Below are 17,585 nucleotides of genomic sequence, written 5' to 3'. Positions count from 1 at the left end.
GCCCAGCCTTACAGATAGATTTTCTGAAGCAGCTTGATGAGCGTGTCGCGCTCCCGGGTGGTGAGCTTGGCGCTGGCTTCGAGTTCGAGTTGCACCACCGCTTGTTCGGCTTCGTGCACCAGCTTCTCGCCGGCGGGCGTCAAGTGAAGGCCGACAGCACGGCCATCGCGCGGATGCGGGCGCCGCTCGATGAGCCCGCGGCTGTCCATTGTCGCGACCAGGCTCACCAGGTTCGGCGGCAGGATGTCGAGCGTGCTGCAGAGCTGGCGTGAAGTCGCGCCGGGGTTGTGCCCCAGCAGCGACAGCACTGAAAAATCGACCTGCTTCAGTCCGTACGGCGCCATGCGCTCGGAGAACACCGCGCTGATCATCGACCAGGCGCGCCGCGTGTTGTAGCCGACCAGTGCTTCGAGCACGTGACTGTCGAGGCGTTCGGTGCGGTCGTGCCGCGACGCCAGCGACGCGGGCGAAGCGGGCGCGCCTGGCGCGGCTTGCGACGTATCGGCACCGGCTGTTTTTTTACGTCCAGTGGTCATGTGCCGAATGTATTGCCGCGCTCGGCCTGCGCCGTGATCACCGCGTCGCAGGCGCGCTTGACGATGCCGAGCCGCATGTCGAACTCGGGCAGCACCCAGCGCCGGAACGCGGCCGATGGGCGTGACCAGCGCGTCGATTCGGCGTCTGTCGCCGTGGCTGCTGCGACGTCGATGCGCGCCCAGGCCCACGCCAGCATCACGATCATGACGACTCGCAGGTAGTCGTCGGCCACCTCGTACGGCAGCACCGGGTCGACCTTGGCGGCCATCGCCAGCGTGGTGGTGAGGTAGCGCAGTTGGGCGAGACGCCGCTGTACGTCGGCATCGGTCTCCCGCGACGCATCGAGCTGATCGCGCATCTCGATCAGCACCGCCGACATGCCGGTGCCGCTATCGACCAGCACCTTGCGCACCAGCAGATCGATCGCCTGAATCTCGTTGGTGCCCTCGTAGATCATGGTCACGCGCGCATCGCGCACCACCTGCTCGATGCCCCATTCGCGCACGTAGCCGTGGCCGCCGAACACCTGCAGGCATTCGCTGGCGCCGCTGAAGGCTTGCTGCGTGCAGGCGGCCTTGAGCACCGGCGTGACGAGCGCGCACCAGCGCTGCGCGCGGTCGCGTGTCTTGACGTCGGCGGCGTGCTTGGCGACATCGAGCTGAATGGCGGTGCGGTAGGCGATGGCGCGCGCGCCATCGATCCAGGCGCGCTGCGTATCGAGGATGCGGCGCATCGCGGGGTGCTCGGCGAGCAGGTCGGCTGCTTGGGTGCCGCGCGAGCCCGGTACTGCGCCGCTCGCCGGTGCAGGCGCGCGCATCTGGCGCCGCTCGTGGGCGTACGCATCGGCCTTTTGCCAGGCCGCGTCGAGCAGGCCGATGCCCTGCATCGCGCAGTGCAGCCGGGCCGAATTCATCATGACGAACATGGCGGCCAAACCGCGGCTCGGCTCGCCGACCAGCCAGCCTTCGGCAGCGTCGAATCGCATGCTGCAGGTCGAGCTGCCATGCAGGCCCATCTTCTCTTCGATGCGGTCGCAACGCACGGCATTGCGCCGGCCGTCGGGCAATACCTTCGGCACCAGAACGAGCGACAGGCCCTTGGGGCCGGCGGGCGCATCCGGTAACCGACACAGCACCAGGTGAACGATGTTGGGCGTGAGGTCGTGCTCACCGCCAGAGATAAAAATCTTGGCGCCGCTGACGCGATAACTGCCATCGACGTGCGGCTCTGCGCGCGTGCGAACCTGGCCGAGGTCGCTGCCGGCATGTGCTTCGGTGAGGCACATCGTGGTCAGCCATTCGCCCGTCGCGATCTTCGACAGATAGCGCTGCTTGAGCGTGCCGCTGGCATGGTGCTTCAGGCATTCATAGGCACCGTGCAGCAAGCCCGGCGCCATCGTCAGGCCGTGGTTGGCACCGCTCAACCACTCGAACACGATGGCTTCCAGCACGCCCGGCAGGCCTTGTCCGCCGTCTTCGGTCGCAGCTGACAGGGCCGGCCATCCGCCTTGCTGAAAGCCTGCATAAGCCTCACGAAAACCAGGCGGCGTGATGACTTCGCCATCGACGAAGCGACAGCCGATTTCATCGCCCGCACGGTTCACCGGTGCGACCACTTCGGCGACGAACTTCGCGGCTTCGTTGAGCACCTGAATCTGCAGGTCGGCGTCGATCTCGGCGAATGGTGCGAGGGCACGGAGTTGCGGCGTCGCGTCGAGCACGGCGTGCAGGACGAAGCGGACGTCTTCGGAGTTGGGTCGGTAGTTCATGTGATCGCGCGTGCGCTCAGGCCCGTGCAGCGCCCAGATAGGTATCGATGACCCGCGAATCCCCGGCCAAATCGCGCGCCGCGCCTTCGAGGCTCACGTTGCCCATCTCCAGCACATACCCGTGGTCGGCCACTTCGAGCGCAGCGCGTGCGTTCTGCTCGACCAGCAAGATGGTCACGCCGGTGGCACGCAGCGCACTCACCGTGCGGAAGATCTCCTGCACCACCAGCGGCGCCAGCCCCAGGCTCGGCTCGTCGAGCATCAGGAGCGATGGCCGCGACATCAGCGCGCGGCCCACCGCCAGCATCTGCCGTTCGCCACCCGACAGCGTGCCCGCCAATTGCGTGCGTCGCTCCTTGAGGCGGGGGAACAGCGTGTAGACCTGATCGATCTGGTCGCGCCATTGCCGGTTGCCGATGCGCACCTGCCGGAACGCGCCCAGCACCAGGTTGTCTTCCACCGGCATGGTGCCGAAGAGTTCGCGCTTTTCGGGCACCAGCGCGATGCCGAGCATCACCCGCTCTTCGAGCGACAGCGCGGCGATCGACTGCCCGCGGTACTCGATGACCCCCTTGGCCGGCAGCACCCCCATGAGCGCGTTAAGCAACGTCGACTTGCCCGCGCCGTTGGGGCCGATCACCGTCACGACGCTGCCCGCGCCTGCTTGCAGGTCGATGCCGTGCAGCACCTCGGCGCGGCCATAGCCGGCATGCAGGTCCCGGATCTGGAGAAGAGGTGTCGTCATCAGTGTTCCGTGCCCAGGTAAGCCGCGCGCACCTTGTCGCTGCGCTGCACTTCGCCGGGCGTGCCTTCCATCAAATGCGTGCCGAACTCCATCACCACGATGTGGTCGCAGATGTCCATCACCAGGCCCATGTCGTGTTCGACCAGCAGGATGCTCATCCCGCCTGCACGCAGACCGCGCAGCACCTCGGCCAGCGCCTGCTTCTCCTTGTGGCGCAAGCCGGCGGCGGGTTCGTCGAGCAGCAGCAAGGCGGGGTCGGCGCAGAGTGCGCGGGCGATCTCCAGCAGCCGCTGCTGGCCCATCGCGAGGTTGCCGGCCAGTTCGTTCGTCATGTCGCCCATGCCGACGCGCTGCAGCTGGCGCTCGGCTTCGCGGAACAGCGCCCGCTCTTCACCGCGGTCGGTGCGAAGCATCGCGGCGATGGCGCCCTTGCGGCCGCGCAGATGGGCGCCGAGTGCGACGTTCTCCAGCACCGTCATGTCGGGCACCATCTTCACGTGCTGGAAAGTGCGCGCCACGCCGCGCTCGGCGATCTTGCGGGATGGCAGGCCGCTGATGCGCTCACCACGGAACTTCACCGTGCCACCGGAGAGACCGAGCACACCGGTGACCAGATTGAAGGTGGTCGACTTGCCCGCGCCGTTGGGCCCGATCAGCCCGACGACTTGCCCGGCGCGCGTCTGAAAGCTGATGTCGTTGACCGCGACCAGTCCGCCGAAGGTCTTGCGGATGGCCTGCACGTCGAGCACCACTTCGCCGGCGGCCGGCTTGGTCCGTGTGGACAACTCGGCAACGTTAGCGCCTTCACCCCAGTCTCGCGCCCGGTGCGGCCGCGGCAGGCGCCGGTCGACGAAGGCCCAGACGCCGTCCGGCAGGTACTTGAGCACCAGCACGATCATGATGCCGAAGACGATGAGTTCGTAGTTGCCGCTGGTGCCGATCAGGCGCGGCAGGAGCACCTGCAACTGGTCTTCCAGCAGCTTGACGATGCCGGCGCCGGCGATGGCGCCCCACACGTGTGCCGAGCCGCCCAGCACCGCCATGAAGAGGTACTCGATGCCCATCTTCAAGCCAAAGGGAGAAGGATTGACGGTGCGCTGGAAGTGCGCATAGAGCCAGCCAGAGACCGAAGCCAACAGCGCCGCCAGCACGAAGATGCCGATCTTGAAGCGCAGCGTGTTGACGCCCATCGCCTCGGCCATTTGCGAGCCGCCGGCCAGCGCGCGAATGGCGCGGCCGCTGCGCGAATCGAGCAGCCGGATGACGGCGAAGGAAGCGACCAGCACCAGCGCCCAGACCAGCGCATAGAAGATGCGCTGCTTGCCGAACTCGAAGCCGAACAGCGACAGCCCCTTGACGCCCAGGATGCCGTCGTACTTGCCGAGCGCATCGAGATTGCCCATGAGGTAGTACAGCGCCAGCGCCCAGGCGATGGTCGCCAGCGGCAGGTAGTGGCCCGACATTCGCAGGGTGATGGCGCCGATGAAGGCGGCGCTCAGCGCGGTCAGGCCCAAGCCGATGAACAAGGTGAGCCACGGCGACATGTCCAGGTTCACCGTCAAATAGGCGGTGGTGTACGCGCCGATGCCGACGAAGGCGGCCTGCCCGAAGGAAGTCAGGCCACCGACGCCGGTGAGCAGCACCAAGCCGAGTACGGGCAACGCGTAGATGCCGATGTAGTTGAGCTGGAGGATCCAGAAGTCGGGCAGCGGCAGCAGCGGCAGGGCCACCAGGATGAGGATGGCGAGCAGCGGACCCCAGGTGCGGGCAACGCTCTTGCGTGCAGGCCCGGCAAGCAGCGCGTCGGGTGTCGGGGTGACTGGCGAAGCAATGGCCATGTCAGTGCTCCTCGTCCGATCCACCGCTGGCCAGCGAGCGCCACAGCAGCACCGGCAAGATGATGGTGAACACGATTACTTCCTTGAAAGCACTGGCCCAGAACGAGCCGAACGATTCGATGATGCCGACCGCCAGCGCACCGAGGAGCGCGCCGGGATAGCTCGACAGGCCGGCAATCACGCCCGCCACGAAACCCTTGAGGCCGATCAGAAAACCGGAGTCGTAGAAGATCGTCGTGGTCGGCCCGATCAGCAAGCCCGACAGTGCGCCGATGAGGCCGGCCATCGCGAAGGTGAGCTGCCCCGCGTTCTGCGTCGAGATGCCCATGAGCCGCGCGCCGAGGCGGTTGACCGCGGTCGCGCGCAGCGCCTTGCCATACAGACTGCGCTCGAAGAAGAGCCACAGCAGCACGATGAGCGCCGCCGACGCGCCGAAGATGATGATCGTCTGGCCGCTCAGGTTGAGCGGGCCGAGTGCAAAGCGCACATCCCAGAACGACGGATTGCGAAAGCCTTCGGCGCCGAAGAACAAGAGGCCGAGTCCGGTCATCGCGAAGTGCACGCCGACCGAGACGATCAGCAGAACCAGCGAGCTCGATCCGGCCAGCGATTGATATGCCACGCGGTATACCAGCGGACCGAAGGCGGTCACGATGCAAATGGTGAGCAGCGCCTGCACCGCCAGCGGCAAATTGCGCGGCCCGGCCCAGGCCGACACCGCGCAGATCACCGCCGGAATGACGAAGGTCTTGAGTGCCGCCTTGAAGGCCGGCGCTGCGGCTGCAGCGTTGCCGCCACGGTGCCGCCACGTCGTGACCAGCTCCATCAGCGCCGCGACCACCGCCAGGATGAGCAGCAGCCACACCGTGCCCGGCACCTTGCCGGTTTGAAAGATCGCCAGGGTCAGTGCGCCGTACGCAACGAACTCGCCCTGCGGAATGAAGATGACGCGGGTGACGGTGAACACGAGCACAATGCCCATGCCCAACAGCGCGTAGATCGCGCCGTTGGTGAGTCCATCCAGCGTCAGGATGCTGGCAATCGAAAAATCCATAACGTGACGGAGCCGTCTTTCTGCGCGTGTGTGTTTACTGCTCGACCTTGAACTTGCCGTCGACGACTTTCAGCATCACGCCGGTCTCGTTCGTGTAGCCCCAATGGTCTGTCGGCGACCAGTTGATGACGCCGTGTGCCAGCACCGTACGGCCCATGGTTTCGAGCGCATCGCGCAGTGCGGCGCGAAACTCCGGTGTACCGGGCTTGCCCTTCTTGAGTGCGATGGGTACCGCTTTTTCGAGCACGACGAGCGCATCCGATCCGTGGCCGGCGAACTGGTTGCGCGAGCCCGGCCCGTAAGCCTTCTCGTAGGTTTCGACGAAGGCGATCGCCATCTTCTTCGAGGGATGGCTGTCGGGCAGTTGTTCGGCGATGACGGCCGGGCCGGACACCACGTAGGCGCCGTCGGCATCCTTGCCTGCCGTGCGCATCAGGTCTTGCGTGGCGGCGGCGTGCGTCTGGTAGACCTTGCCCTTGAAGCCGCGCTCCATGATGGCCTTTTGCGGCATGCCCGCACCGCTGCCTGAGGCGACGATCAGGATGGCGTCGGGGTTGGCCGAGGTGAGCTTGAGCGCTTGCGCGGTCACGCCGGTGTCGGCACGGGCGAAGCGTTCGGTGCCGACGATCTTGATGCCGTTCTTCTCGGCTTCTGCGGTGAAGTCTTTCAACCAGCCTTCGCCGTAGGCATCGGTGTAGCCCAGGAACCCAACCGTCTTCACGCCCATCTTCTTCATGTGGCCGACGACCGCGACCGCCATCACCGCGTTCGATTGCGGCAGCCGGAACATCCACTTGTCCTTGCCGGGCGGCAGCGATGCGGGTGCGGTCGAGATCTGCGGCGTGCCCGATTCGGCAGCCACGTCGGCCATCGGAATGGCGACCGGCGTCGCGGTCGAGCCGACCAGCACGTCGACCTTGTCTTCGGTGATGAGGCGCTGCGTCGCCTTGACGCCTGCCGTCGGGTCGCTGGCGTCGTCGAGCACGATGACCTTGAGGGTTTCACCGGCGATGGTCTTGGGCCAGAGGGCGACCGCGTTCTTGACGGGAATGCCGAGGCCCGAGGCCGGGCCGGTCAGGGGTTGCACCACGCCGATGGTGAGGTCGGCATGGGCGGCCACGGTCACGAACGCAAAGGCGGTGGCAAGGATGGTTTTGGTGAACTTCATCGGACTGTTTCCAGGGGGAGCGAATTGAAATGCGAAGCCGGTGGCCTTGCTCAGCGCGGCGCCATGCGCAACGCACCGTCGAGGCGAATCACTTCGCCGTTCAGGTGGCCGTTGGTGACGATGTGACAGGCCAGCTCGGCGAACTCCGAAGGCTTGCCGAGCCGCGGCGGAAACGGGATCGATGCAGCCAGCGATTTTTGCACCGGTTCGGGCAGTTCCATCAGCAACGGCGTGGCGAACAAGCCCGGCGCGATGGTGCACACGCGGATGGCGTGCTGCGCCAGGTCGCGCGCCATCGGCAAGGTCATGCCGACCAGCCCACCTTTCGATGCGCTGTAAGCCTGCTGCCCGACCTGGCCATCGAAGGCGGCGACGGAAGCGGTGAAGAGCATCACCCCGCGCTCGCCGTTGTCCAGCGGGTCGAGCTTGGCGCAAGCCGCGGCGAAGAGGCGGGCCATGTTGTAGCCACCGATGAGGTTGACGTTGACCACGCGCACGAAGTCTTCGAGCGGCGCCGGATGGCCGTCTTTGCCGACGATGCGTTTCGCGCTGCCGATGCCGGCGACGTTCATCAGGATGCGCGCCGGACCGTGCGCGGCAGCGGCTTTGGCGAGCGCGGAGATGACGCTCGCGGTGTCGGTGATGTCGCAGGCGCACGCCACGGCGCAGCCTTTTCCAAATTCTTTGTCGATCTCGGCCGCGACCTTCGCTGCAAGCTCGGCATTGCGGTCGAGCACGGCGACCTTGGCGCCCAGGCGCGCGAGCTCGCGTGCGGTCGCTTCGCCCAGGCCCGATGCACCGCCTGTGACCAGTGCGGCTTGTCCTTCGATCTTCATTGTTTGTGTCCTTGGGGTGTCGGTTGCAAGGTGTACGGCAACGAGCCCGCATGCAGTGCCTCGACTTCTGCCGCGCGATGTTTCAGCACCGAGCGCTGGTTGATGGAACCCTTGTCGGTCACCTCGCCCTTGTCGATCGAGGGCGGGACGGCGACAAGGTGCGCGCGGGCAATGCGATTGGCACTGCCGGTCGCGTGTTGCGCCAGCGTGTCGACCACGCCTTGAAAGTAGGTCTGCACCGGCGTGCTCTGCAGCACGTCTTGCATCGGCGTATCGGCGGGCAAGCCGGCGAGTTTGCGCACGGCTTGCGTCGGGAAGATCAGCGCGCCCACTTCCTTCAGGTTGATGCCGGTCAGCACCACGTCCTGGATGTACGGCGCGCCGGCCGCGATGATCTTCGCGCGCAGCGGGCCGACGCTCACGAAGGTACCCGTCGCCAGCTTGAAGTCTTCGGCGATGCGGCCGTCGAAGCGCAGGCCTTTGTGGATATCGTCGGGGTCGATCCAGGTGACGGCATCGCCAGTGCAGAAAAAGCCTTCTTCGTCGAAGGCTTCAGCCGTGGCTTCCGGCGCGCGCCAGTAGCCGGGCGTGATGTTGGGGCCGCGGTAGCGCACCTCGGTCTTGCCGTCGACCTCGACGAGCTTCAAGTCGATGCCGGGTGCCGGCAGACCCAGATCGCCGGACGACACCTGGGGGCTGGTTATGTAGAGCGCGAAGGGCGACGACTCGGTCATGCCGAGCCCGGTGCCCATCACGATGCGCTCGCCGACTTCGGCTTCCTGCGTGCGATGCAGGCTGTCCCAGATTGGCTGCGACAGCGCGGCACCGGCGTAGAAAAACATCTTCACGCGCGAGAGCAGTTTCTTGCGCAGGACGGTATCGGTTTCCATCGCGTTGGCGATGGCTTCGAAACCGGTCGGCACGTTGAAGTACATGGTCGGCGCGATCTCGCGCAGGTTGCGCAGCGTCTCGGCCATGCCCGACGGCGTCGGCTTACCGTCGTCGATGTAGAGCGTGCCGCCGTTGGAAAGCACGATGCCCACGTTGTGGTTGCCGCCGAAGGTATGGTTCCACGGCAGCCAGTCGATCAGCACCGGCGGCTCGTCTTCCAGCGCCGGAATCGACTGACGCAACTGCTGCTGGTTGGCGCACCACATGCGGTGCGTGTTGATGACCGCTTTCGGCAGCTTGGTCGAGCCCGAGGTGAAGAGGAACTTGACGATGGTGTCGGGCCCGGTGGCGCGCATCGCGGCATCGACCGCCGGCGTCGCGACGGTGGCATCGAGCTCGGCGAAAGACAGCGCAGCGCGCCCTTCGACCGAGCCTTCGCCCAGCACGACTTCGGTGTCGGCCGGTACCGCTGCGCTGATGGCGCGGCCGAAGCGTGCCGCATCGCTCGCGAACACCAGGCCGGGCGTCAGCGTGTCGAGCACGTGGCGCAGTTTTTCGAAGTCCTGGCTGACGATGGAGTAGGGCGGCGACACCGAGCAGTGCGGCACGCCGACGTAGAGCGCACCCAGCGCGAGGAGTGCGTGTTCGATGCCGTTCTCGCTCAGGATGGCGAGCGGCCGGTCAGCGCTCAACCCGCGGTCGAGCAGCGCCTGCCCGATGCGCCGCGCGTGCTGCAGCGCTTCGGCGAAAGTCACATGGCGCCATTCGCCCGTGCTGCCATCGGCCTTGCGTTCACGCCGCGCAATGAAGGTGCGATCGGGCGCGACTTCGGCCCAATGGACCAGGCGGTCGGTCATGCGTTCGGTGCCCGATGCCAACGGTGCTTCGGCACTGAGATAGCGCGTACCCGCCGCGCCTTCGCGCAGCACCCCGCGCGTGACGCCGAAGGCCAGCGAACGGTACTTGGGGGCTGCGCCCGTGCTCATGATTTCGCGACCTTGGCAGCGCGGCCTTCGAGGAAGTCGCGCACGCGTTCCTTGGCTTCGGGTGCGTTCTGTGCAATGCCGGCGATCAGCGCTTCGGTGAAGAATCCCTGGTCGGCCGGTTGCTCGGCGATACGCGGCAGCGCGTGCATCAGCGCGTAGTTGGTGAGCGGCGCGTTCTTGGCCACGCGCCTGGCGAGTTCGAGTGCCTTGTCGAATGCGGTGCCTTCAGGCACCAGGTACTGCGCGAAGCCGACGCGCTCGCCGTCTTCGGCGTTGTAGACGCGGCCCGTGAGCATCATGTCGGTCATGCGTGCGACGCCGATGAGCTTGGGGATGCGCACCGAGCCGCCGCCGCCGACGAAGATGCCGCGCGAGCCTTCGGGCAACGCATAGAAGGTCGAGGTGTCGGCTACGCGGATGTGGCAGGCGCTGGCCAGCTCGAGCCCACCGCCGACCACCGCACCGTGCAGTGCCGCGATCACAGGAACCGGCCCGTATTGCACGCGCTCGAGCGCGGCGTGCCACATGCGCGAATGCTTCATGCCCTGACCGGCATCGCGCTCTTTCAATTCGCTCAAATCGAGGCCCGCGCAGAAGTGCGGACCCTCGCCGTCGACGACGGCGGCGCGCACCGTGTCGGGCAGGCTTTCGAACGCGTCGCGCAGCGCCAAGATGAGGCCGTCGGACAGCGCGTTGCGCTTGGCGCTGCGTGTAAGGCGAACCACGGCGACGTCGTCGAGGATTTCGAGATGGAGATCGGGGTGAGTCATGATTGCAATCCGTGTTGGCTTCGATTATGGTTATGCAAGATAACCAATATTCAAGGCGCAATGTAGACCTCGACATTGGGACTTACCCTCAGCCCGACCATAAATAGGAGACCGCGCCATGGATCACGCCAATCTCGTCGCCATCGACACCCATACGCACGCCGAAATCAGCTGCTGGAACCCGTTCGACAACTACGGCGAGGAGTACGACCGCGCGGCCGATAAATACTTCAAGGCGGGCAAGCGGCCGACCATCCAGGAGAGCATCGACCACTACCGTGAACGCAAGATCGGGCTGGTGATGTTCATGGTCGATGCCGAGTCGAACACCGGTCGCCGGCGCATCCCGAACGAAGAGATCGCCGAGGCTGCGCAGAAGAACAGCGACATCATGATTGCCTTTGCCAGCATCGATCCGCACAAGGGAAAAATGGGCGCGCGCGAGGCACGCCGACTGATCGAAGACTACGGTGTGAAGGGCTTCAAGTTTCACCCCACGATGCAAGCGTTTCACCCGTACGACAAGATGGCATGGCCGCTGTACGAAATCATTGCTGAGTACGGCTTGCCCGCCGTTTTTCACACCGGCCACAGCGGCATCGGCTCGGGCATGCGTTGCGGCGGCGGACTGCGCCTGGAGTACAGCAACCCCATGCATCTGGACGATGTGGCCATCGACTTTCCGGACATGCAGATCGTCATGGCGCACCCCAGTTTTCCGTGGCAAGACGAAGCCTTGAGCGTGGCGACGCACAAGCCCAACGTGTGGATCGACCTGTCTGGCTGGAGCCCGAAATACTTTCCGAAGCAGTTGGTGCAGTACGCCAACACGTTGCTCAAAGACCGGATTCTTTTTGCCAGCGACTACCCGCTCATCACACCCGACAAGTGGCTGAAAGACTTCGAAGGGGCGGGGTTCAAGCCGGAAGTGGTGCCGGGGATCTTGAAGGGGAATGCGGTGCGGTTGTTGAGGCTGGATCAGGTGGTTGCCAGCTGAGGGCCCCTGTGCGCTGATCGGTCCGCGCAGTCCCGGATCCCTCAGGGCAAGCTCTGCTCTTCCTCCGATTCCAGCTTCCCCCAGTCGATCCCCGACCGCTTCTGCCGCTCCTCGCGTTCCTTCGTCATCTGCTCTTCGAACTGCTGACGACCCTCCTTGGCCACGGCGATCACCTTGGCCCGGTCCTTGTAGTGCGGATAGGTCGCGTCCATCAGTTTGATGTTCCGGGCGCGAAACCGCATTGCCGTTTCGCGTGCTTCGTACGCTGGCCAGCCGAGCCCTTCAAGCGTGGCGCGCGCGCTGCGCAGGGATGACTCGAACACTTCGCGCTCGATGTGTTCCACGCCGCGATCGCGCAATTGGTACAAGTGCCTGAGGTTGCGTGCGCGGGCCACCACACGGGCTTGGGGAAAGTGCTCGCGCAACAAGTCGACGATGGTGAGCGACTGTTCGATGTCGTCGACCGCCACGACCACCACCCGCGCCGTTGCGGCGCCAGCTGTGCGCAACAGGTCGAGCCGCGTGGCGTCGCCGTAGAACACCCTGAAACCGAACTCACGAAGGCCTTCGACCGTGTCCGAATCGTGATCGAGCACGGTGAGCGGCAGGCCTTGCGACCACAGCATGCGGCCAATGATCTGCCCGTAACGACCGAACCCGAGGATCAGCACTTTGGGCTCCTGCTGCTCGGAAATTTCGTCGATCTTCGGCCCAGCGTTTTTCGCGTATTCGTTGTAGCGCGGCAGCACCCATTTGTCGATTGCGACCAGCAATAGCGGCGACAGCAGCATCGACAACGCCACCGCGCCGATCAACAGCGAAGTCACTTCCGGTGGCAGCACGTTGGGCCCGGCCGCCTGGAACACCACGAAGGCGAACTCGCCGCCCTGCGCCAGCAGCAACGTGAACACGGGTCGCTGCTGGTACGGGATACCCATCGCCTTGGCGAGCGTGTAGATCACCACCAGCTTGACGACCATGAAGCCGACGACCAGCAACGCCATCATCAGCGGCTGCGCGATCAACACGCCGAAGTTGATCGACATACCCACCGCGATGAAGAAGAGTCCGAGCAGCAAGCCTTTGAAGGGCTCGATGTCGGTCTCGAGCTCGCGTCGGTATTCGCTTTCTGCCAGCAGCACGCCGGCCAGGAAGGCGCCGAGGGCCATCGACAGGTGGACGAACTGCATCAGCGCCGCGATGGCGACGACCAACAGCAGCGCGGTGGCAGTAAAGATTTCGGGCGTTTTGCTGCGGGCGATCCAGCGCAGCAAGGGGCGCAACGCGAGCCGGCCGCCCAACACGATGCCGGCGATCACGCCGACGATCTTCAGGCCTTCGAAGAGCCGGTCGAGGCCTGTCACCTCCTGAGCGCCAGCGGCAGCGCCCGCCAGCAACGGCAGCAGCGCGAGGATCGGGATGGCGGCCACGTCCTGGAACAGCAGGATCGAAAAGCCGGCCTGGCCGCTGCTGGTCTTCAGCAGGTTGCGTTCGCCGAAAACCTGCAGGGCGATAGCGGTGGACGACAGCGCGAGGCCGAGCGCAGCGACCAGCGCGACACGCCATTCGGCGCCGGCCAACCAGCCGATACCGAAGAGCACGACGGCGCAGCTCGCGACCTGCGCCAGGCCCCAGCCGAAGATCGGGCGTCGCAAATTCCAGAGCCGCTTGGGTTCCAGTTCGAGCCCAACCAGAAAGAGCATCAACACGACGCCGAATTCGGCAAAGTGCAGCACGTCCTCGACGCTCGACACCAGTCCGAGTCCCCAGGGGCCGATGGCAATGCCCGCCACCAGGTAGCCGATGATCGAGCCGAGGCCCAGCGCTTTGGAAAGCGGCACCACCAATACGGCGGCGCCCAGATAGATGAGGCTGCTCGTCAGCCAGACCGGTGCGTGTTCCATGCTCAGGCGCTTTCTGCCGTGCCGGACATGGCAGCGGGAACATTGCTCAGCGCCTTGCCGAATTCGCGCGACATCGCCGCTGCATCCTCATCCTCTTGCGGCCGGTCGGTCGGCGGTACCACGCAGGTTGGGCAATCGCCGAGCGCGTCGATCTCGGGCCAGTTCGGAAAGCTGCCCAGGCGCTCGGAGAAAGTCTGGACGTGCGACTGGACCTCGTCGTCGCTTGCGCTGCGGGCGCCGTGCAATATGAGCGGCGGCAAAAAGCGCATGCCGCAGAGCACGCCGGTCTGCTCATAGGGCGGTAAAAACGCGTCGAAGAAATAGCGGTTGTAGCTCTGCGGGTGGTAGCTCTCTTCAGGGCCGCCAGTGGTCGCGACCAACCACAAGTCCTTGCCAACCAGTGCGGTGCCTCCGGTGCCATAGGCCCAGCCGTAGCTCAAGACCTCGTCGAGCCAGAGCTTCTGAAGCGGCGGCATCGAATACCAGTGGATCGGATGCATGAGCACGACCAGATCGGCGCGAGCGAGCTTGGCTTGCTCGGCTTCGACGTCGATCGCATAGTCGGGATAGCTGTCGTAGAGATCGTTGACTTCGACTCCTTCGACGCCGCGGGCGGCCCGCACCAGCTGCCGATTGACGCGGGAGTCGCGCCAGTGCGGATGCGCCGCCAGCAAATAAATGGTGGGCGACTTCGAAGCCGTTGCGGTGGTTGAGCTCATCTGGCGAACATAGCGCAATCGGGGCAAGCCCTGTCACGCTTCAGACAGCCCAGCCGACCGACGCAGCGCTAGAGTGCCGCCATGAAAACATTCCAGACCCTTCAGGATCTTGCCGCCTGCGTTGGCCAGGAGGTCGCGGTGAGCGACTGGATCACCGTGACGCAGGAGCAGGTGAATCAGTTCGCTGACGCGACGGGAGACCACCAGTGGATTCACGTCGATGTTGAGCGCGCCAAGGCTGGACCTTTCGGCGGGCCGATCGCGCACGGCTTTCTCACGCTGTCGATGTTGCCGAAGTTCTACGAAGCGGCTTTCGAAGTGACCGAGTCGCGGATGGGCGTGAACTACGGTTTGAATCGCGTCCGCTTCATGGCGCCTGTGCCTGTCGGCGGTCGGCTGCGCGGGCGCATGAAGCTTCTGACATCGGAGTCGATTGCCAACGATGGTCTGCAGATGACCTGGGAAACGACGATCGAGCTGGAAGGCTCGCCCAAGCCGGCGTGCGTGGCCGAGTCGGTGGTACGTCGCTACAAGTAATGCAGCGCCGATCGGGCTATCTGAATCCGATCTGTCGCCAGGCTTCGAACACGGTCACTGCCACCGCATTCGATAAGTTCAGGCTGCGCTGGCCTTCTCGCATCGGCAGCCGCAGTCGCTGCGCTTGGGGGAATGACTCGCGCAATCCGGGGTCGAGTCCCTTGCTCTCCGAACCGAACACCAGCCAGTCGCCGTCTGCAAATGCCACCTCATGGACCGGACGGCTGCCGCGCGTCGTGAGCGCGAACATGCGATCGGGCGGTGGTGATTCGCTGTCGAGCAATTGCTGCCAGCCGGCGTAGCAGCGCACTTCGGCGTATTCGTGATAGTCCAGTCCGGCACGGCGCAGCAGCCGGTCATCCATGGAAAACCCCAGCGGCTCGACCAGATGCAGCATGCAGCCGGTGTTGGCGGCAAGGCGAATCACATTGCCGGTGTTGGGCGGAATCTCGGGCTCGACCAGGACGATATGAAACATCCACGCATTGTCGCAACGGGCGCGACACCCGAAGGTCTGCCGATCAGCTGGGCGGATCGGTGCGCGCCAGCACGACGGCCGTGATGTGCACCGCGCCGGCCGTTCGCAGAACCTGCGCCGCCGAGAACATCGATGCGCCACTGGTCATCACATCGTCGACTAGCACGATGCGCTTGCCTTGCACCGCCGTCGCGCGCAGGGGCTCCAACGCGAAAGCGCCTTGAAGGTTGCGCAGCCGCTCGGCGCGCGTCAGTCCGCTCTGCGCCGTCGTTTCACGCGTGCGTAGCAGCAAGGTCGCGTCGCATTTTCTTTTGGGCGCCAGGCGACAGGCCAGTTCGTACGCCTGATTGAAACCGCGCTCGCGCAGCCGTTCGCGCGACAGCGGCATCGGCAGCACCAGGTCGCACGCATCGAGCGCCGGCTCGACCCAAGGTGTGCTGCGCATCAAGGTCGCGAGCGGAGCAGCCCAGCCGGCGTCTCCTCTGAACTTGAACTGCGCGATGCATTCCGGCCAGGGCCAGACGTAGGCGCAGGCGGCCATGCAAGCATCGAGCGGCGGGGCCTGCTTCACGCAGTCGCCGCACTGCGAAAGGCCATCGGGCAGCGGCGACGCACAGGTCCGGCAACGCAGCGTCGGCGGCGCGAAGCGCATCACGCAGTCATCGCACATGCGACGCGACGGCCACGCGCGGCACACCGCGCACTGGCTCGGCAGGTGCGCGAGCCAGGCAGGACGCAATGAAGAGATCGGCCGCAAAAGGCCTGTGAGCCAAGGGCCGGACATCGCTCAATATACTGGCCTGCCCATGTCCACCGCTCCCGACCGCCGCCCGCCGACCATCGACCCCGCGGCGGCAGCACGCTGGTTGCGCTGGGTTCCCGCAGAAGGATCGCCCTGGCTGCATGAAGAAATCGGCCGACGCATGGAGGACCGATTGCAGTGGATCAAGGCGCAGCCCGCGACGTGGGCCGACTGGTCGCCCCTGCACGGTGGGCTCGAGGCGCACGCACTGGTGTCGAAGCGCTATCCCAAGGCGGCTTCCTATGTCGTGGAGCAGGAGCGCGGGCTGGTCGAGCGAACCGCCGCGGCCGTGTCGGTCCCCTGGTGGAACGCGCGCCGCTGGCAGGGCGGTGCCGCGCGATTCGATAGCGTGCCTGAGACTGGCGTCGATTTGCTATGGGCCAACATGGCGCTGCATATGGCGGCCGATCCGCAAGCGCTCATCGGCGAATGGCATCGTTCGGTCGCCACCAACGGCTTCCTCATGTTTTCGTGTTTCGGCCCCGACACGGTGCATGAGCTTCGTGCCCTCTATGCACGCCATGGCTGGCCGCCAGCCGGCCATGAGTTCACCGACATGCACGACTGGGGTGACATGCTGGTCGGCGCTGGATTTGCCGAGCCTGTCATGGACATGGAGCGCATCGTGCTGACCTGGGCCACACCGGAGGCGGCGCTGGCCGAACTTCGCACGCTCGGGCGCAACCTGCATCCTGCGCGGTTTGCACAATTGCGCGGCAAAGGCTGGCGCAGGCGGCTGGGCGATGCTTTAAGCGAATTGCATGGCATCGCCGAAAACGAAGGGCGCATTACGCTGACCTTCGAGATCATCTACGGCCATGCATTCAAGCCGGCTCCACGCGTTTCTCTTTCGTCCGAAAGCGCGGTTTCGTTGCGCGAGATGCGCACCATGCTGCAGCGCGGACGGCCGGGCTGATGGGATTCGCGCACAAACCACCCGCTACAATCCGCCGATGCGTGAACTCGCGGGAATTGGCCCGTGATCGAGGCTAATCGGACATCGGTCTGACAGTCGCGGCGCACCGATTTGCCGAACTCGCCCCTTGACGAATTCCGTGTTTCGATTTGCCACTGTTTCAGGCCAGAGCATCCACTGGTTTTTGAAGCGCAATTGCTCGGTCACGCCGAGCCAGCTCGGCTGGCTCTACGCGTCGCTGTGCGTAATTTCGCTCGGCATCGGCACGGTGTTTTGGGTGAACGGCGCGCCTCTGGTGTTGCCGTTCGCGTGGCTCGAACTGACAGCGGTGGGCGTCGCTTTCATGCTGTATGCGCGGCATGCGACCGACGGGGAAAAGATTGCTTTGCAAGGTGGCCGGCTGGTGGTCGAACTGGAGAACGGCGGCCACTATGAGCGGGCAGAATTTTTGCCGCATCAAGTTCGGATCGAGCCGCAGGCGGGCGACCGCTCGCTGATCGAAGTGTCAGGACAAGGTCGTTCGGTCAGGGTGGGGCGCTATGTGCGCCCCGAGCTGCGCGCGGCGCTGGCGCGCGAGATTCGCATGGCATTGCGCAGCGCCTGAATAGGCAGGCGTGCGCAAGCGGGCATCGACATGCG

Annotated in this window: 17 protein-coding genes; 4 read left to right on the top strand and 13 right to left on the bottom strand. The window is 65.2% G+C overall.

The features are described from left to right. Nucleotides 1-8: 8 nt before the first annotated feature. Genes H7F36_RS01525 through H7F36_RS01485 form a run of 9 tightly spaced genes read right to left on the bottom strand, consistent with a single transcriptional unit; the run spans nucleotide 9 to nucleotide 10,593 of the window. On the bottom strand, nucleotides 9-536 hold the full coding sequence (locus H7F36_RS01525) for a MarR family winged helix-turn-helix transcriptional regulator (protein WP_187053025.1): 528 nt from the start codon (nucleotides 534-536) through the stop codon (nucleotides 9-11). Then, complete coding sequence (locus H7F36_RS01520; RefSeq protein ID WP_187053024.1) at nucleotides 533-2,305, bottom strand: acyl-CoA dehydrogenase family protein; 1,773 nt, start codon at nucleotides 2,303-2,305, stop codon at nucleotides 533-535. The genes H7F36_RS01525 and H7F36_RS01520 overlap by 4 nt, the downstream gene beginning before the upstream one ends. A gap of 16 nt (nucleotides 2,306-2,321) precedes the next feature. Next, nucleotides 2,322-3,050 carry an ABC transporter ATP-binding protein gene (locus H7F36_RS01515; protein ID WP_187053023.1) on the bottom strand — a complete coding sequence of 243 codons (729 nt, stop codon included), beginning with the start codon at nucleotides 3,048-3,050 and terminating at the stop codon, nucleotides 2,322-2,324. After that, the gene (locus H7F36_RS01510; protein ID WP_187053022.1) at nucleotides 3,050-4,888 is read right to left on the bottom strand and encodes an ABC transporter permease subunit; all 1,839 of its coding nucleotides are present in this window, start codon (nucleotides 4,886-4,888) and stop codon (nucleotides 3,050-3,052) included. The genes H7F36_RS01515 and H7F36_RS01510 overlap by 1 nt, the downstream gene beginning before the upstream one ends. A gap of 1 nt (nucleotide 4,889) precedes the next feature. Further along, nucleotides 4,890-5,942, bottom strand: coding sequence for a branched-chain amino acid ABC transporter permease (locus H7F36_RS01505; RefSeq protein WP_187053021.1), 1,053 nt, complete (start codon nucleotides 5,940-5,942; stop codon nucleotides 4,890-4,892). Nucleotides 5,943-5,976: 34 nt separating this feature from the next. After that, on the bottom strand, nucleotides 5,977-7,110 hold the full coding sequence (locus H7F36_RS01500; RefSeq protein ID WP_187053020.1) for an ABC transporter substrate-binding protein: 1,134 nt from the start codon (nucleotides 7,108-7,110) through the stop codon (nucleotides 5,977-5,979). A 50-nt stretch (nucleotides 7,111-7,160) separates the two neighbouring features. After that, complete coding sequence (locus H7F36_RS01495) at nucleotides 7,161-7,946, bottom strand: SDR family NAD(P)-dependent oxidoreductase (RefSeq protein WP_187053019.1); 786 nt, start codon at nucleotides 7,944-7,946, stop codon at nucleotides 7,161-7,163. After that, nucleotides 7,943-9,823 carry a feruloyl-CoA synthase gene (locus tag H7F36_RS01490; protein ID WP_187053018.1) on the bottom strand — a complete coding sequence of 627 codons (1,881 nt, stop codon included), beginning with the start codon at nucleotides 9,821-9,823 and terminating at the stop codon, nucleotides 7,943-7,945. Before H7F36_RS01490 ends, H7F36_RS01495 begins: the two co-directional genes overlap by 4 nt. Further along, nucleotides 9,820-10,593, bottom strand: a complete 774-nt coding sequence (locus H7F36_RS01485; protein ID WP_187053017.1) for a crotonase/enoyl-CoA hydratase family protein — start codon at nucleotides 10,591-10,593, stop codon at nucleotides 9,820-9,822. Before H7F36_RS01485 ends, H7F36_RS01490 begins: the two co-directional genes overlap by 4 nt. 118 nt (nucleotides 10,594-10,711) lie before the next feature. Here H7F36_RS01485 and H7F36_RS01480 point away from each other — a divergent pair, with 118 nt between their 5' ends. Beyond that, nucleotides 10,712-11,590 (top strand): amidohydrolase family protein, encoded by an 879-nt coding sequence (locus tag H7F36_RS01480; protein ID WP_187053016.1) that lies wholly within the window; start codon nucleotides 10,712-10,714, stop codon nucleotides 11,588-11,590. 41 nt (nucleotides 11,591-11,631) lie between these two features. Here H7F36_RS01480 and kefC read toward each other — a convergent pair whose 3' ends face one another. Together kefC and H7F36_RS01470 are read right to left on the bottom strand one after the other, a co-directional pair. Continuing rightward, nucleotides 11,632-13,494: a glutathione-regulated potassium-efflux system protein KefC gene (gene kefC / locus H7F36_RS01475; RefSeq protein ID WP_187053015.1), complete on the bottom strand. Its 1,863-nt coding sequence runs from the start codon at nucleotides 13,492-13,494 to the stop codon at nucleotides 11,632-11,634. A gap of 2 nt (nucleotides 13,495-13,496) precedes the next feature. After that, nucleotides 13,497-14,213 carry an NAD(P)H-dependent oxidoreductase gene (locus H7F36_RS01470; protein WP_187053014.1) on the bottom strand — a complete coding sequence of 239 codons (717 nt, stop codon included), beginning with the start codon at nucleotides 14,211-14,213 and terminating at the stop codon, nucleotides 13,497-13,499. 81 nt (nucleotides 14,214-14,294) lie between these two features. On the opposite strand from H7F36_RS01470, the gene H7F36_RS01465 reads away from it, so the two are divergent. Then, the gene (locus H7F36_RS01465) at nucleotides 14,295-14,750 is read left to right on the top strand and encodes a MaoC family dehydratase (protein WP_187053013.1); all 456 of its coding nucleotides are present in this window, start codon (nucleotides 14,295-14,297) and stop codon (nucleotides 14,748-14,750) included. A gap of 16 nt (nucleotides 14,751-14,766) precedes the next feature. Here H7F36_RS01465 and H7F36_RS01460 read toward each other — a convergent pair whose 3' ends face one another. Then, entirely contained in the window at nucleotides 14,767-15,228 is a 462-nt protein-coding gene (locus tag H7F36_RS01460; protein ID WP_187053012.1) for a tRNA (cytidine(34)-2'-O)-methyltransferase, read from the bottom strand. 43 nt (nucleotides 15,229-15,271) lie between these two features. Then, nucleotides 15,272-16,012 carry a ComF family protein gene (locus H7F36_RS01455; RefSeq protein WP_187053011.1) on the bottom strand — a complete coding sequence of 247 codons (741 nt, stop codon included), beginning with the start codon at nucleotides 16,010-16,012 and terminating at the stop codon, nucleotides 15,272-15,274. A 22-nt stretch (nucleotides 16,013-16,034) separates the two neighbouring features. On the opposite strand from H7F36_RS01455, the gene H7F36_RS01450 reads away from it, so the two are divergent. Together H7F36_RS01450 and H7F36_RS01445 are read left to right on the top strand one after the other, a co-directional pair. Continuing rightward, a complete protein-coding gene (locus tag H7F36_RS01450; RefSeq protein WP_187053010.1) occupies nucleotides 16,035-16,946 on the top strand; it encodes a biotin synthase in 912 nt (303 codons plus the stop codon). A gap of 127 nt (nucleotides 16,947-17,073) precedes the next feature. Further along, nucleotides 17,074-17,550 (top strand): DUF2244 domain-containing protein, encoded by a 477-nt coding sequence (locus H7F36_RS01445; protein WP_187053009.1) that lies wholly within the window; start codon nucleotides 17,074-17,076, stop codon nucleotides 17,548-17,550. The last annotated feature ends 35 nt before the right edge of the window (nucleotides 17,551-17,585 follow it).

Source organism: Variovorax sp. PAMC28562, assembly GCF_014303735.1.
GTDB lineage: Bacteria > Pseudomonadota > Gammaproteobacteria > Burkholderiales > Burkholderiaceae_C > Variovorax.
Note: the sequence above shows the minus strand (reverse complement) of the source record. Positions and strands in the feature narration are given on the sequence as shown.